At 65.8% G+C, this 13,792-nt stretch carries 13 protein-coding genes and 1 pseudogene; 8 read left to right on the forward strand and 6 right to left on the reverse strand.

What is annotated here, in order from left to right; translation table 11 throughout:
- Position 1: 1 nt before the first annotated feature.
- Positions 2-1,093 (forward strand): aminopeptidase, encoded by a 1,092-nt coding sequence (locus Q1W68_RS12610; protein WP_300649897.1) that lies wholly within the window; start codon positions 2-4, stop codon positions 1,091-1,093.
- A 20-nt stretch (positions 1,094-1,113) separates the two neighbouring features.
- The gene (locus Q1W68_RS12615) at positions 1,114-1,437 is read left to right on the forward strand and encodes a polyhydroxyalkanoic acid system family protein (protein ID WP_300649899.1); all 324 of its coding nucleotides are present in this window, start codon (positions 1,114-1,116) and stop codon (positions 1,435-1,437) included.
- A 27-nt stretch (positions 1,438-1,464) separates the two neighbouring features.
- Here the strand turns inward: Q1W68_RS12615 and Q1W68_RS12620 are convergent, their stop codons facing one another.
- Entirely contained in the window at positions 1,465-1,719 is a 255-nt protein-coding gene (locus Q1W68_RS12620) for an acyl-CoA-binding protein (RefSeq protein ID WP_300649900.1), read from the reverse strand.
- 135 nt (positions 1,720-1,854) lie between these two features.
- Between Q1W68_RS12620 and Q1W68_RS12625 the strand changes: the two genes are divergently transcribed.
- Positions 1,855-3,444, forward strand: a complete 1,590-nt coding sequence (locus Q1W68_RS12625; RefSeq protein WP_366146705.1) for a wax ester/triacylglycerol synthase family O-acyltransferase — start codon at positions 1,855-1,857, stop codon at positions 3,442-3,444.
- On the opposite strand, the gene Q1W68_RS12630 is transcribed toward Q1W68_RS12625, so the two are convergent.
- Positions 3,441-4,211: a type III pantothenate kinase gene (locus Q1W68_RS12630; protein ID WP_300649902.1), complete on the reverse strand. Its 771-nt coding sequence runs from the start codon at positions 4,209-4,211 to the stop codon at positions 3,441-3,443. The two genes, Q1W68_RS12625 and Q1W68_RS12630, sit on opposite strands and share 4 nt — an antisense overlap.
- 74 nt (positions 4,212-4,285) lie before the next feature.
- Entirely contained in the window at positions 4,286-4,954 is a 669-nt protein-coding gene (locus Q1W68_RS12635; protein WP_300649916.1) for a helix-turn-helix transcriptional regulator, read from the reverse strand.
- Positions 4,955-5,137: 183 nt separating this feature from the next.
- Here Q1W68_RS12635 and Q1W68_RS12640 point away from each other — a divergent pair, with 183 nt between their 5' ends.
- Both Q1W68_RS12640 and Q1W68_RS12645 read left to right on the forward strand, forming a co-directional pair.
- Positions 5,138-6,355: a HAMP domain-containing sensor histidine kinase gene (locus Q1W68_RS12640; RefSeq protein ID WP_300716889.1), complete on the forward strand. Its 1,218-nt coding sequence runs from the start codon at positions 5,138-5,140 to the stop codon at positions 6,353-6,355.
- 22 nt (positions 6,356-6,377) lie between these two features.
- Complete coding sequence (locus Q1W68_RS12645) at positions 6,378-7,364, forward strand: response regulator (RefSeq protein WP_300649920.1); 987 nt, start codon at positions 6,378-6,380, stop codon at positions 7,362-7,364.
- On the opposite strand, the gene cqsA is transcribed toward Q1W68_RS12645, so the two are convergent.
- The 3 genes and pseudogenes from cqsA to Q1W68_RS12660 form a co-directional block, all read right to left on the reverse strand.
- Positions 7,352-8,599: an alpha-hydroxyketone-type quorum-sensing autoinducer synthase gene (gene cqsA, locus Q1W68_RS12650; RefSeq protein ID WP_300649922.1), complete on the reverse strand. Its 1,248-nt coding sequence runs from the start codon at positions 8,597-8,599 to the stop codon at positions 7,352-7,354. The genes Q1W68_RS12645 and cqsA overlap by 13 nt on opposite strands.
- A 150-nt stretch (positions 8,600-8,749) precedes the next feature.
- On the reverse strand, positions 8,750-9,169 hold the full coding sequence (locus tag Q1W68_RS12655; protein ID WP_300649931.1) for a rhodanese-like domain-containing protein: 420 nt from the start codon (positions 9,167-9,169) through the stop codon (positions 8,750-8,752).
- Positions 9,170-9,208: 39 nt separating this feature from the next.
- Positions 9,209-9,874 (reverse strand): annotated as a pseudogene (locus tag Q1W68_RS12660) (MBL fold metallo-hydrolase); the annotation flags it as partial.
- A gap of 295 nt (positions 9,875-10,169) precedes the next feature.
- Here Q1W68_RS12660 and Q1W68_RS12665 point away from each other — a divergent pair.
- From Q1W68_RS12665 to Q1W68_RS12675, 3 genes are all read left to right on the forward strand, one after another.
- A complete protein-coding gene (locus Q1W68_RS12665; protein WP_300716890.1) occupies positions 10,170-11,288 on the forward strand; it encodes a TRAP transporter substrate-binding protein in 1,119 nt (372 codons plus the stop codon).
- Between the two features lie 59 nt (positions 11,289-11,347).
- Positions 11,348-11,968 carry a TRAP transporter small permease subunit gene (locus tag Q1W68_RS12670; RefSeq protein WP_300649926.1) on the forward strand — a complete coding sequence of 207 codons (621 nt, stop codon included), beginning with the start codon at positions 11,348-11,350 and terminating at the stop codon, positions 11,966-11,968.
- A partial coding sequence (locus Q1W68_RS12675; RefSeq protein ID WP_300716891.1) for a TRAP transporter large permease subunit occupies positions 11,965-13,792 on the forward strand: 1,828 nt, incomplete at its 3' end. The genes Q1W68_RS12670 and Q1W68_RS12675, both read left to right, overlap by 4 nt.

The following is a 13,792-nucleotide window of genomic DNA, read 5'->3' on the forward strand; positions in this document are numbered from 1 at the left end:
CATGACGAAGCTGCTGGCGCTCGCAATCGTGGCCCTGCTGGGCGCTGGCTGCGCCAGCAACACCACCGGCGTGGGCTATTACTGGCAGTCGGTCACCGGGCACCTGAAACTGATGCAGGCCGCACGGCCGGTGGACGACTGGCTGGCCGACGACACCGCCCCACCCACGCTCAAACAGCGGCTGGAAAACGCCCGCCGCATCCGCGCGTTTGCGGTCAGCGAACTCGCCCTGCCGGACAACGCCAGCTACCACCGCTACGCCGACCTGCAGCGCCGCGCTGCGGTCTACAACGTGGTGGCGGCGCCCGCACTCTCGCTCACCCTGGAGACCTGGTGCTTTCCGGTGGCGGGCTGCGTGGGCTACCGCGGCTATTTCTCGGAAGCCGATGCGCGCGCCTTTGCCGACAGCCTCGACCCCACACTGGAAGTCGCGGTCTACCCGGTCCAGGCCTACTCCACGCTGGGCTGGATGAACTGGGCGGGTGGCGACCCGCTGCTCAACACCTTCATCGCCTACCCCGAGGGTGAACTCGCGCGCATCGTCTTTCACGAGCTCGCGCACCAGGTGGTCTACGTGCAGAACGACACCGCGTTCAACGAATCATTTGCCACCACGGTCGAGCGGCTGGGCGGTGCGCGGTGGCTCGCCCGCGCCAGCGATCAGGCCCGCGCCGACTACGCCACCTTCGACAGCCGCCGCCGCGCGTTCCGCGCCCTCACGCGCGCCACCCGCGAGCGCCTGAAGGCCATCTATGACGATGCCGCTCTGGCGGACGGCACCAAACTGCAGCAAAAGTTGACCGTGATGAACGACTTCCGCCAGCGCTACGCAGCGCTGAAAGCCGGCTGGAACGGCTACGCCGGCTACGACCCCTTCGTGACCCGCGCCAACAACGCCAGCTTTGCCGCGCAGGCCGCCTACGACGAGTGGGTGCCTGCGTTCGAGGCCTTGTTCGAGCGCGAGGGCCGCGACTTCGCGCGGTTTTATGATGCGGTTCGCGCTTTGGCCAGCCGCCCGAAAGACGAACGCCACGCCGCCCTGCGCGAGCTCGCGCCCACCGCCCTGGCCGCCAGCGACGCCCTCCGCCCCTGACCACCACACACGAGACACCCATGGCCGACATCCACATCGAACGCGATCACCAACTCGGCATGGGCGGCGCCCGCAAGCTCGCCTGGCGCTGGGCCGAACAGGCCGAGAACGACTTCGACATGAGCTGCACCTATGAAGAAGGTGACGACTGCGACGAAGTGCAATTCAGCCGCTCGGGTGTGACCGGCACGCTCAAGGTGTCGGCGGAGAAGTTTGAACTCGATGCGCGCCTGGGCTTTTTGCTGGGTGCGTTCAAGGACCGCATCGAAAGCGAGATCGTCAAGAACCTCGACGAGCTGCTGGCAGCCAAGAAGCCCGCCGCCAAAAAGAAAAAGGCCGGTTGAACAACCGGCCTTCCTGGAGCGGGCGCTTCAGCTCAGGCTCTGGATGAGGTCGATGTACTGCTGCATCGCCCCCTCCTTGTCGGTGCCTTTGAAGCCGTTCCACGCGTCCCATTTGGCGCGCCCCACCATGTCGCCGAAGCCGGGCTTCTTGCCCTCGACATCGCCCTCGGTGGCTTGCTTGTACAGGGCATAGATCTTCAGCAGCGTGGCGTTGTCGGGGCGCTCGCTGAGGTTCTTGGAATTCGCCACGGCGGCGTCGAAAAGGGCTTTGAGATCGGCCATGAATGCTCCTGTTGTTGAAATGAACCGCCTTGGCAACACGCGCCGGGCTAAGGGCTCTCCCGCTATCTTACGGTTGACCGCCTCTGCACAATAGGCCCACAACTCAAGACCCGCACAGCCACCCGAGGAGCATCCATGGTTCAACGCGTTGCCGCCCGCAGCGGCACCCCTCCCGCGCGTGCCGGTCGCCCGAGCGCCCCCCGCAAAGCCGTCCCCAACGGCGCCGTGGCCAGCGTGCTGCCGGCGGTGAAGCAGGCCCTGTCCACCACCCTCGGGCTGGAGGGCGAGCGCATGAGCAAGGTCGACACCGCCTGGCTGCGCATGGACTCGCCCTGCAACCTCATGATGATCGTGGGCGTGTGGATTCTGAAGCCCGGCATCACCATCGAGGCCCTGAGCGAACGTGTGCGGGAGCGAATGCTGCCATACCGCCGTTTTGTGCAGGCGGCGCGCGAAGACGCCACCGGCGCCCACTGGATCGACGACACCGACTTCCGCCTCGACCGCCACGTGGTCGCGCACCGGCTCTCGAGAACCGGCACGCAGAGCGAGCAGGACGCCCTGCAGGCCCGCGTGGCCGAACTCGCCATGCAGCCGCTGGACCGCCTGCACCCGCTGTGGCGCTTCGAGCTGATCGAACAATACGACGGCGGTTCGGCCCTGGTGGCCCGCATTCACCACTGCATCGCCGACGGCATCGCGCTCATCAGCGTGATGATGAGCCTGGTGGACGGCGGCGGCTTGCCCCCGCAGCGCAAGGGCCGCAAGACCACCAAACCCGGCCTGGACGGCGCCGAAGACTGGGTGGTCGACACCCTCATCCGGCCCTTCGGCGACCTCACCGCCAAGGCCCTGGAGGCTGCGGGCGGCGGCGCTGCCAAGTCGTTTGCCCTCCTGGCCTCACCCCAGCAAAGCCTGAGCGACTCGCTCGGCCAGGCGGTCGATCTCGCGCGCATGGGCGGCCAACTGGCCAGCGATCTGGCCGCGCTCGCGCTGATGCCCGACGATTCGCCCACCCGGCTCAAGGGTCAGCCCGGCAACACCAAACGCGTGGCCTGGTGCGAGCCGATCCCGCTCGACGAGGTGAAGGCGATTGGCAAAGCATTGAACTGCTCCGTGAACGACGTGCTGCTCGGCTGCGTGGCCGGGGCCATCGGCGCCTACCTGCACAGCCAGGGCGACGACACGCAGGGCAAAGAGATCCGCGCCATGGTGCCGATCAACCTGCGCCCGATGGAAGACGCCTGGAAACTCGGCAACCGCTTTGGCCTGGTGCCGCTGGTGCTGCCCATCGGCTGCACCAACCCGGTGGAGCGGGTGTTCACCGTGCGCTCGCGCATGAACAACCTCAAGGGCAGCCTGCAGCCGCTGCTGACCTTCGGCCTGCTCTCGGTGGCGGGCCTGCTGGTGAAACCCGCGCAAGACGCCTTGCTCAGCCTGTTCGGGCGCAAGACCACGGCGGTCATGACCAACGTACCCGGCCCAGCCACCAAACTGAAGGTGTGTGGCGCCACGCTGGAGCAGACCATGTTCTGGGTGCCGCAAACCGGCACGGTGGGCCTGGGTGTGTCGATCCTGAGCTACGGCGGCGGTGTGCAGTTCGGCGTGATCGCCGACACCACCTTGTGCCCGGAGCCGCAGCGCATCATTGACGAGTTCGAGCCGGAGTTCCGGCGCCTGCTCACCTTGACACTCATGCTGCCCTGGGGCGAAGCGAAGGCTTAAACCAGGGACAGGCGGCGCGATGCCATTTCCAGCAGCCCGTCAAAAATCAGGCCTTCCACCAGTTCCACCTGCAGCGCCATGCTGGGCGCCATCTTCCAGCCGGCGCCACCGGTCATGAAGCACACCGGCTCGTCGCCGCAGTGGCGGCGCAGGTTGTCCACCATGCGCTGCACCGCCCCGGCGATGGCGAAGGTACCGCCGCTGGTGAGCGCATCGCTGGTGTTGGTGGGGAAGTCGCGCACCTCGCCGGTGGGCACGTGCAGGCCCGCGGTGCCCGATTCCAGTGCGCGCAGCATGATGCCGTGGCCGGGCAGGATGATGCCGCCCAGAAAACGCCCTTCGGCGTCGATGGCCTCCACCGTCACGGCGGTGCCCACCATGACGACCACACAAGGCCGCGTCAGGCCGCGCGAGACCAGGCGCTGGCGCGCACCGATCATCGCCACCCAGCGGTCCGAACCCAGACGCGCAGGATGGTCGTAGCCGTTGGTCAGGCCCGCTTCGGCCGTGCTGGAGACCACCCATTGCGGCGTCACGTCCCACAACTCCAGCTGCTCGGCCACCCGGCGCCTGACCGCATCGCCCGCCACCACGCACCCCAGCACCCAGCGCGGCGCCGGGAGATCGGCCCAGTCACCTTCGGCCAGGGTTTCGATGTTTTCGAGGAATTGGGCGCCTTGGGCGATCAGGCGCGAACCGGAGCGCGGTTCTTCGTACAAAGCCCACTTCAGGCGGGTGTTGCCAACGTCCAGGGCCAGAAAAGTCATGCGGGGATTATGACCATGCAACCCCAGCGGAGTTTGCGCAGTGCAGCATCTGCGGCAGCGTGGGGACCACGGCCCTAAATCAGGCCGATCCAGCAAGCGCGCTGCACGGCGGCCAGCTTGTTGTCGGTCCTGAGCTTGGCCATGGCGTTGGCCAGGTGGTAATTGACCGTGCGCTCGGAGCAATCCATGCGAACCGCGGTTTCGCGGGCAGTGAGCCCTTCGAAGGCCATGTTGAGGCTCTCCAGCTCGCGCGGGCTCAGGTTCACCCGGGCCTCGGCGATGGCCCGGCGCAGCATGGGCCAGATGTTGAAAGCCGACCAGGCCAGCGTTGCGGCCTCGGATCGGTCGGCAAAGGTGCGGGGGCTGAACATGAAACACTCGAACGCACGCCCGGCCGGCAGGCTGAACGCCACGCGCACCAGCGTCTGGTAGCCGTGCGCCAGCCAGAGGCGGCGCCAGCGGCTGGATTGTTCAAAAACCGATTTGGAGATGTCTTGCCACGCCACCAGCGGGGCATCGCTCTCGCGCCAGCTGGCGCCAAAATCGCGGCTGTCGGCGAGGGCCTGCGCGGCCGAGAGCATCCTGGGCGGGTGAACGGCCAACACCTCGCGCTCGTCCCGACCGCCGGTGGGCACGGGGCCCAGCACCATGACGGCCTCCACGCCCTGGTCGTGCAAGGCGCAGACCCAGTCGGCCAGAATGCTGTCCAGGCTGACGCTGTCAAAGTTGACAGGTAGGGTCATGGTTTGAAACAGCCTGTTGCACGGACAATGCCATGCATGTTCGGGCAGCCGGCGCCGAGCACGGGCGCCCGGCGATCGAAGGAGTACATATTGCCTCTGGACCGGTTGAGGTTGCACAGCGCCAGATCGCGGCTGTGGAGGTGGCTGCTGGATGAAATCGTCCATGCGCCCCTGGAACCCATTTTGCACCCTTCCCGCGCCCGGCTTCAGTACCTGGGCGCGTTCACTTTCATCGGTCACCTTGCCTTCGGATGGATCTGGATCGAGCTGCTGCCGCAGCCCTACGAGAACCTGCCCACGCGCCTGGCCATGGCATGCCTGGGCATCCCGCTGCTGGTGGGTGCGCTCAACCGCGACCTCACGTCGCACACCACCATCTGGATCTTTTCCCTGTCGAGCTGGCTGCAGTTGCCGATGTTTTTCTCCTGGATGTACTGGCTCAACGGCGGCAACGACGTGTGGCTGGCCAGCGTGTCCTGCATGCTGGTCATCTACTACCACCTCACCGACTGGCGCCTGGCCACCTTGGGCGTGTTGATGGGCGTGGGGCTGAGCCTGGGACTGACACACCTGCTGGGCGTGCCGCTCACGGACGGCGCCATGCAAGCCGACAACCTGGTGGTGCTGGCCTTCGCCTGGGGCGCTGCCGTGATGCTGGGCGCGTCGAGCGCCAACCTGCGCCGCACGCGCCTGATCAACACGCTGAGCACCATGGGCGTGATGGCGCATGAGCTGCGCACACCACTGGCCACCGTCAACCTGATGGGCGATGTGCTGCGCAACCTCTCGCAGCACGACTTGCCGGAGGCCAAGCAGAAGCGCTTCGACGAGCTGGCCACCCGCTTGCAAAACCTGGTGCGCAGCATGAACCGGCAGATCGATACCCAGATCTCGAACGCCCAGCTGATGAGGCTGCCCAGGGACACCTCTTCCATCCGCGCCGCCGAGCTGGTGCAGGACGTCGTGCTGCACTACCCCTACCGTTCGTCACGGGAGCGGGACTGTGTTCAGGTGCACATCCAGCAGGACTTCCACTTTGTGGCTTCCCGCCAGCTGTTCTCCCAGGTGCTCACCAATCTGATGAAAAACGCACTGCATGCACTGGCCTCGGCGAGCAACGCGCCCAGCCCGGGCGACTTGCGGCTGGACGTGGGCGTGCACCACGGCAAAGGCCGGATTGCAGTATCTGACGACGGAATCGGCATCGCCCACGAACAGCAGACGAGAATCTTCGAACCGTTCTTCTCCACGCTGGCGGGCGCCGGCAACGGCCTGGGGCTGACGTTCTGCAAGAACGTGGTGGAGTCGGCGCAGGGCAGTCTCAGCGTGCATTCGGAACCCGGCCTGGGTGCTGTTTTCATGATCGACCTCCCGGTCCACCACCCACATCCTTTGACCTGACCTTCTCCCCGCTGACGACCTGATGGCACTGACGATCCCTCTTTTTCACCGTCCGGGCAGCATCCTGTTCCTCGACGACGACACCGACTACCTCGACATGCTCGGCATGGTCATCCCGACGCATTGGCAGGTGGAGTTGTTCTCGCGTCCATCGGGCTTTGCGCAGCGCATGCAGCAGGAACCGGCCCGGTGGGAGGCCGACGCGATGCTGCAATTGCAGATGCTGGAGCGCTGGCGCCAGGGGCAGCCGCTGCTGCCACAGGTGCTGCGCTACTGGGCGGTGAACCCGGCGCGTTACCAACTGGTGAAGACCTGTGTGGTCGACTACGCCATGCCGGGCACCGACGGTCTGAAGGTGCTCAACACCTTGCTCGACTGGCCGGGCTCGCGCGTGCTGCTCACCGGCCAGGCCGACGAGCAGATCGCGATCCAGGCCTTCAACAACGGACTGATCGACCAGTTCGTGCCCAAGCAGACGACCGACATCACACGCCACCTCATGGGGGTTTTGCGCAAGCTGATGCACGCGCCCCATCCACGGCTGAACACGCTGTGGCGCGGCGCGCTGCAGCCCTCGCAGCAATCGCTGCTCCAGATTCCATCGATTGCGCGGGCCTTGCAGGACTTCACCAGCCAGTACTGGGTCGAATACGCGGTGTTGGGCGAACCCTTTGGCCTGATCGGACTGGACGGCGCCGGCGATGCGCACTGGCTTCAACTGGAGCCCACCAGCAGCTTGCAGGACCTGGCCGAGCTGACCGGCTCGGTCGGACTGGGCTTCGACATGGTGCGCGCGGTGCAGGCGGGCCACCAGCTGGCCGCGGTCGAACTGCACCAGCAGCTCAACCTGAGCGGACCGGTGCGCACCGCGCCGGCGTTCGCCCTGGGTGACGACAAGCTGGTCACAGCGGCGGTGTTCTCGCTCTCCCCCGCCGACCTGCCCCAACCCATCTATGGCTACCGGCGTTTTCTGGACGCCGAAGGCCACCGCAGCGTTCAGGACAACTGAGCGCAGGCGGCGCGGGCGCGCCGCGCGATGGGCCAGTCCCAAGGTTGGACCAGCGGCGCCACCTCGCGCGCCACGGCGGCCACGTGGTCGAGCTCGGCCTCGGTGAGCGCGGCGTGCAGCGTGAGCCGCACCATGGTGCGGTTGCGGCTGGTGGCCGGCGCGCAGAACACGGCACCGAACACATCGCGCTCCTCCAGCAGGTCGCGCAACACCATGGTGGCGGGCTCGGTGCCAGCCTCCAGCGCAATGATCTGCTCGGTGCCCTGGTGGATCGGATAGCCCAGGTCGCTGAGTGCGCCGCGCAATCGCAGGGTGTGGGCACGCAGCCGCTCACGCTCGGTGTCGCTGCGCCGGATCACGTCCAGCGTGGCGTCGAGCGCGGCGATTTCGTGCGGCAGCAGGCACGAGCTGAACATGTTGGGGTAGCTGGTGCTGAGCACGTAGTTGCGCATGGCAGCCGGCACGCTCAGAAAGCCCGCCCGACCCGCAAAGGCCTTGGCCAGGCTGGCGGTGATGAAGTGCACGCGGTTGCTCAGCCCGAGCTCGGCGCACAGGCCCGCGCCTTGCGGTCCGTGGGTGCCGAGCGAATGCGATTCGTCCACCAGCGTCATGCAGCCCCGGCGCTCGGCCACCTCGACCACCTGCTCCAGCGGGGCCACGGCACCGGTGGTGCTGTACACCGAATCCACCACGATCAGGCCCGCGCCGTGACGCTGCACCAGCCGGTCCAGGTGTTCCGCGTCGTTGTGGCGGAAGGGGTGCGTCGTGGCACCTGCGCGGCGTGCGCCTTCCCACAGCGAGGTGTGGGCCAGCGTGTCCATGTAAATCACCGTCTTCTCGTCCGCGATCGACTGCAGCAACCCCAGGTTGGCCGCGTAGCCCGACTGGCAGATCAAGCCGTCCTCCTGACCCAGCATCTGCGCGAGCTTGAGTTCGAGCTTGCGCGCGGGGTGTTCGTCCAGCAGGAACACGCCCGACTGGATGACGAACTCGGCATCGGTCTTGATGGCCAGCGTCTGGGCCTGAACGATGTCCGGATGGCCGGTGAGGCTCAGGTAGTCGTTGCCGTTGAGGCGAACGGCGCCGGGACCCGCTTCCCGCCCGTGAAGCAGCGAGCGTCCACTCCAGAGGGTGTCCCATCGGGTGGTGAATTCCCGCTGGATGCGCCCGGCGAGGTGGGCAGAGATGGGCGGGTTCGAGGGGGTTTTCTCGCGGGTGCAGGCCAACGGCGTCATGGAGCAATCCTTATGGAATGGAAAACCCCATTGAAAAAACAAAACTGTGACGAACCGCACGAACCCTGTCAGCCCTGACAGGGGTTGTGAGGCTTTCTTCTCAAATTTCGTGCAGGCCGAGCGACCAGCGGTCGGCCGAGAGCGCCGCCTTCAGTTCTGGCGCCAGGGCAATCCCAGCCGACGCCAGCCGCCTTGTTGCCCGCGGTGCGCATGCGCATCGGGATCGCCCTCGAAGCCTTCCAGGATGTTGTAGGCCTCCAGACCGAGTTCGGTGGCGCGCTTGGCCGCAGCGATGGAACGCACACCGCTGCGGCACAACAGCACCACCTTTTTGCCGTCCGCCGCCTCGCGCAGCTGGGCATCGAAACCGGGGTTCAGGGCCATGCCCGGCCATTGTTTCCAGGCCACCGGCACCGCGCCGGGCACAAAGCCCACCCATTCGCGCTCGGCATCGGTGCGCACATCCACCAACACCGCTTCCCCCGCCTGCACCCACTGCCAGGCCAGCTGCGGTGTCACGTCGCCGGCGTAACTCCCCTGGTGCGGACCGGCCGCAGGCCGAGGCTCCATGAGCAAGGCACCGCCCGCATCGTGGCGCTGGCCCGACATCCGGTTGGCCGGCACGGCTTCGTCGATGCGCCGCGGCCTGGGCAGGTTGAGCGACTCCATCTGGGCGATGAACTCGGCCTCGCTTTTGCCGGCCACGCGCTCGTTGTGCTTCTTCTCCACGCCGATGGTGGAGTGGTGGCGGCCGTGGTAATCGTGCCCCGGCCAGACGGTGGTGTCGTCCGGTAGATCGAACAGCACCTGGGTGATGCTGTGGTACAGGTCTTTGGCGCTGCCGGACTGGAAGTCGGTGCGGCCACAGCCACCAATGAGCAGCGTGTCGCCGGTGAACACATGGTGGCGCCAGACCAGGCTCATGCTGCCGGCGGTGTGGCCCGGCGTGTGCAGGGCGCGCAGCACCTCGCCGCCGAAACTGAGGGTGTCGCCATGCGCCAGTTGCACGCCCGCTGTGCCGATGTCGCAGCCCACGGGGGCCGCCGTTTTGGCGCCCGCCAGTTCGGCCAGCTTGCCGGCACTGGTGATGTGGTCTGCGTGCGCGTGGGTCTCCACCGTCCAGACCAGTGTCAGGCCGTACTCGCGCAACACGGCGAGGTCGCGCTCGATCTGTTCATCGACCGGATCGATGATCAGGGCGTCGCGGGTGGTCTGGTCGAACAGCACGTACGTGAAGGTGCTGGACGCGGCGTCGAAGAGCTGGATCGGTTTCATGTTGCGTAGCATGCCACCGGCGAGCCACGCTGGATTGACGGACATCAGCCTTTGCACTCCCTGACGCCAAACTTGCACCGGACTGACGGCCCGCTGACAAAGTGGCGCTCGATCCGGAAATGCCGAAATTCAATATCAGATAGACCAGATGTTGATCAACTTTTCGTATCTGGTTTTCTCGTGCTGAAAGCAGCGAAGTAAGCCGAACCCATGATGGTCGGTGAAAACCCTGTCGAGGGGATCCGTGTCTGGGCCGCATGATGCGTGACCCTCAACCCAGACTGGAGAAAAACCCATGTCAGACAAAAAAACCGTGACCTCACGCCGCGGCATGCTCAAAGGCGCGGCAGTCGCGGCAGGCGCCATGTCGGTGCCGATGATCGCCACTGCTCAGACCACGTCGCTGCGCTTCCAGAGCACCTGGCCTTCGAAGGACATCTTCCACGAATACGCCCAGGACTTCGCCAAGAAGGTCAACGACATGGCCGGCGGCAAGCTGAAGATCGAAGTGCTGCCATCGGGCTCGGTGGTCCCGGCTTTCCAGCTGCTCGAAGCGGTGGCCAAAGGCACGCTGGACGGCGGCCACGGTGTGGTGGCTTACCACTACGGCAAGAACTCGGCGCTGGCCCTGTGGGGTTCCGGCCCCGCATTCGGCATGGACCCCAACATGGTTCTGGCCTGGCACAACTACGGCGGCGGCAAGGCCCTGCTGGAAGAGATCTACGCCAGCCTGAACCTGGACGTGACCTCTTACCTGTATGGCCCCATGCCCACGCAGCCACTGGGCTGGTTCAAGAAGCCGGTGGCCAAGGTCGCCGACATGAAGGGGCTGAAGTTCCGCACCGTGGGCCTGGCGGTGGACGTGTTCACTGAAATGGGCACCGCCGTCAACCCGCTGCCCGGTGGCGAGATCGTGCCGGCGCTGGACCGCGGCCTGATCGACGCGGCCGAGTTCAACAACGCCAGCTCCGACCGCCTGCTGGGCTTCCCCGACGTGGTGAAGAACTGCATGCTGCAGAGCTTCCACCAGTCCGGCGAGCAGTTCGAGATCCTGTTCAACAAGACCAAGCTCAACGCCCTGCCGGCCGAGCTGAAGTCCATCGTCGACTACGCCGCGCAAGCAGCCAGCGCCGACATGAGCTGGAAAGCCATCCAGCGCAACTCGCAGGACTACATCGAGCTGAAGAAGCAAGGCGTGAAGTTCTACAAGACCCCCGACGCGATCCTGCGCGCACAGCTCGAGGCCTGGGACAAGACCATCGCCAAGAAGGGCACCGACAACGCGCTGTTCCGCAAGGTGCTGGAATCGCAGAAGGCCTTTGCCCAGCGTGCCGGCCAATGGCAAAACGACTACATGGTCGATTTCAAGATGGCGTACAACCACTACTTCGGCAAAGGCGCCAAGAAGTCCTGATCGGGCTTCTCTGAACTCGGGGCGCCTGCGGGCGCCCTTTTCTGTTTCTGGAAATTCACATGCAAAAACTATTACTGGCCGTTGACAGCCTGTCGACCTGGTTCGGCAAGGCCTGCGCCTGGACCGTCATCGGGCTCACTCTGTTGATCACCTGGGAAGTGTTTTCCCGGTACGTGCTCAACAACCCCCACGCCTGGGTGCTCGACGCCCAGATCATGTTGTACGGCGTGCTGTTCATGAGCGCCGGGGCCTACACGCTGGCCAAAAGCGGCCACGTTCGCGGTGACGTGCTCTACGGCTTTTTCAGCCCGCGCACGCAAGCCGGCTGGGACCTCGCTCTCTACATCCTGTTCTTCCTGCCCGGCATCGTGGCACTGACCTACGCCGGCTGGTTCTTCGCCAACGAGTCGCTCGCCATCCGCGAGCAGACCTTCAACGCCGACCCGCTGCCGGTCTACCCGTTCAAATTCGTGGTGCCCATTGCCGGCGCCTTCCTGCTGCTGCAAGGCATCGTTGAAATCATCCGCTGCATCATGTGCCTGCAAACCGGCGAATGGCCCCAGCGCGCACAAGACGTTGAAGAGGTCGATGTCGAAAAACTCAAAGAAATGGTGCACGTGAAAGACGCTGACATTGACGCGCTGGACTCCATCGTGGTGAAGCAAGGAGCCAAGCCATGAAGATCCGCAAAGAACTCTGGTTCGGCTTCACGCTGATGGCCCTCATCGGCTCGGCCGCACTGACCATGGTGCTCAGCGTCGAGACCATGACCAACGGCCATTACGGCCTGCTCATGCTCTCGCTGGTGGTGGTCGCCATCATGCTGGGCTTCCCCACCGCCTTCACCCTGATGGGCATGGGCATGATGTTCGCGTTCTTCGCCTACCACTCGGGTGACCAGTCCGCAGCGGGTGCCATGAAACAGACGCTGGACCTGATGGTGCAGCGCGCGTTCTCGGTGATGGGCAACGACGTGCTGATCTCGATCCCGCTGTTCGTGTTCATGGGTTACCTCGTGGAACGCGCCAACCTGATCGACAAGCTGTTCCGCAGCCTGCACCTGGCCCTGGCCCGCGTGCCCGGTTCGCTGGGCGTGGCCACGCTGGTGACCTGTGCGGTGTTCGCCACCGCCACCGGCATCGTGGGCGCGGTCGTCACGCTGATGGGCCTGCTGGCCCTGCCGCAGATGCTGCGCGCCGGCTACGACGTGCGCCTGTCCGCCGGTGTCATCACCGCCGGCGGCTGCCTGGGCATCTTGATCCCGCCGTCGGTGCTGCTGATCGTTTACGGCGCCACCGCCGGCGTGTCGGTGGTGCAGCTGTACGCCGGTGCCTTCTTCCCCGGCATCATGCTGGCCGGTCTGTACATCCTGTACGTGATCATCATGGCCAAGATCAAGCCGGCCTGGGCACCCCCGCTGACCGCAGCGCAACGCTTTGTGCCGTTGCCGGCGCCGCTGACCGCCATTGGCGCCGTCGGCGAACGGTCGGCTGTGCCCAATCTGATCAAGGCACTGAACGGCAAACGCAACCAGGACGTGTCCACCAAGTACCTGCTGGGTCAGCTGGGCATCGCCTTGCTGCCGGCCATCCTGTTCGCTGCCGTGGCCTTCGCCAGCTACCAGAGCGCCACCACCGTGGTGCCGGTGGAAACCTACGAAGAGCTGCAGCCCATGGGCGCAGGCTCCACGGTGGACGAGAACCCCAACGAAGGTGGTCTGGCCGAACCCGAAGCCGAAGAGGGCGGCCTGGCCGAACCCCCTTCGGGCGACGCCGTGGCCGAGCCCCCTGGTGCAGAGGCAGACGCGGTGGCTGAACCACCCGGTGCCGAGAAGGAAACCACCGCGGCGGGTGCGGCACCCGATGCCGTGGCCGAACCGGCCGGTGCGGCACCCGCCGCCGCCGCCGCAGCGGCAGAAGGCGAACCCGCAGCCACCACCAAGCCCGCTTCCATGAGCTTCTGGATCGGTCTGGCCGTGGGCTTCGTGGCGCTGGTGATCTTCTACGCCATCCTGAGCTTCACCCGGCTGGAAGTCTTCAAGATGCTGCTCTCCAGCTTCTTCCCGCTGCTGGTGCTGATCCTGTCGGTGCTGGGCTCGATCGTGTTCGGTCTGGCCACGCCCACCGAGGCGGCGGCGGTCGGTGCGTTTGGCGGCTTCCTGCTGGCGGCGGCTTACCGGCAACTCACCTTCGGCGTGGTCAAGGAAAGCGTGTTCCTCACGGCCAAGACCAGCGCCATGGTGTGCTGGCTGTTCGTGGGCTCGGCCATCTTCTCGGCGGCGTTCGCGCTGCTGGGCGGACAGGAGCTCGTCGAGACCTGGGTGCTGAGCATGAACCTGTCCAAGACGGAGTTCCTGATCCTGTCGCAGGTGCTGATCTTCATCCTGGGCTGGCCGCTGGAGTGGACCGAGATCATCGTGATCTTCATGCCCATCTTCATTCCGCTGCTCGACAACTTCGGGGTCGACCCGCTGTTCTTCGGCCTGCTGGTGGCGCTGAACCTGC

This window comes from Hydrogenophaga sp., from assembly GCF_030158645.1.
Classification (GTDB): domain Bacteria; phylum Pseudomonadota; class Gammaproteobacteria; order Burkholderiales; family Burkholderiaceae_C; genus Hydrogenophaga.

What these genes read in the sequence shown, in the direction of transcription:
- Q1W68_RS12610 (WP_300649897.1), top strand. Translation starts at nt 2, where the DNA reads ATGACGAAGCTGCTGGCGCTCGCAATCGTGGCCCTGCTGGGCGCTGGC.
- Q1W68_RS12615 (WP_300649899.1), top strand. Translation starts at nt 1,114, where the DNA reads ATGGCCGACATCCACATCGAACGCGATCACCAACTCGGCATGGGCGGC.
- Q1W68_RS12620 (WP_300649900.1), bottom strand. Translation starts at nt 1,719, where the DNA reads ATGGCCGATCTCAAAGCCCTTTTCGACGCCGCCGTGGCGAATTCCAAG.
- Q1W68_RS12625 (WP_366146705.1), top strand. Translation starts at nt 1,855, where the DNA reads ATGGTTCAACGCGTTGCCGCCCGCAGCGGCACCCCTCCCGCGCGTGCC.
- Q1W68_RS12630 (WP_300649902.1), bottom strand. Translation starts at nt 4,211, where the DNA reads ATGACTTTTCTGGCCCTGGACGTTGGCAACACCCGCCTGAAGTGGGCT.
- Q1W68_RS12635 (WP_300649916.1), bottom strand. Translation starts at nt 4,954, where the DNA reads ATGACCCTACCTGTCAACTTTGACAGCGTCAGCCTGGACAGCATTCTG.
- Q1W68_RS12645 (WP_300649920.1), top strand. Translation starts at nt 6,378, where the DNA reads ATGGCACTGACGATCCCTCTTTTTCACCGTCCGGGCAGCATCCTGTTC.
- cqsA (WP_300649922.1), bottom strand. Translation starts at nt 8,599, where the DNA reads ATGACGCCGTTGGCCTGCACCCGCGAGAAAACCCCCTCGAACCCGCCC.
- Q1W68_RS12655 (WP_300649931.1), bottom strand. Translation starts at nt 9,169, where the DNA reads ATGGAGCCTCGGCCTGCGGCCGGTCCGCACCAGGGGAGTTACGCCGGC.
- Q1W68_RS12665 (WP_300716890.1), top strand. Translation starts at nt 10,170, where the DNA reads ATGTCAGACAAAAAAACCGTGACCTCACGCCGCGGCATGCTCAAAGGC.
- Q1W68_RS12670 (WP_300649926.1), top strand. Translation starts at nt 11,348, where the DNA reads ATGCAAAAACTATTACTGGCCGTTGACAGCCTGTCGACCTGGTTCGGC.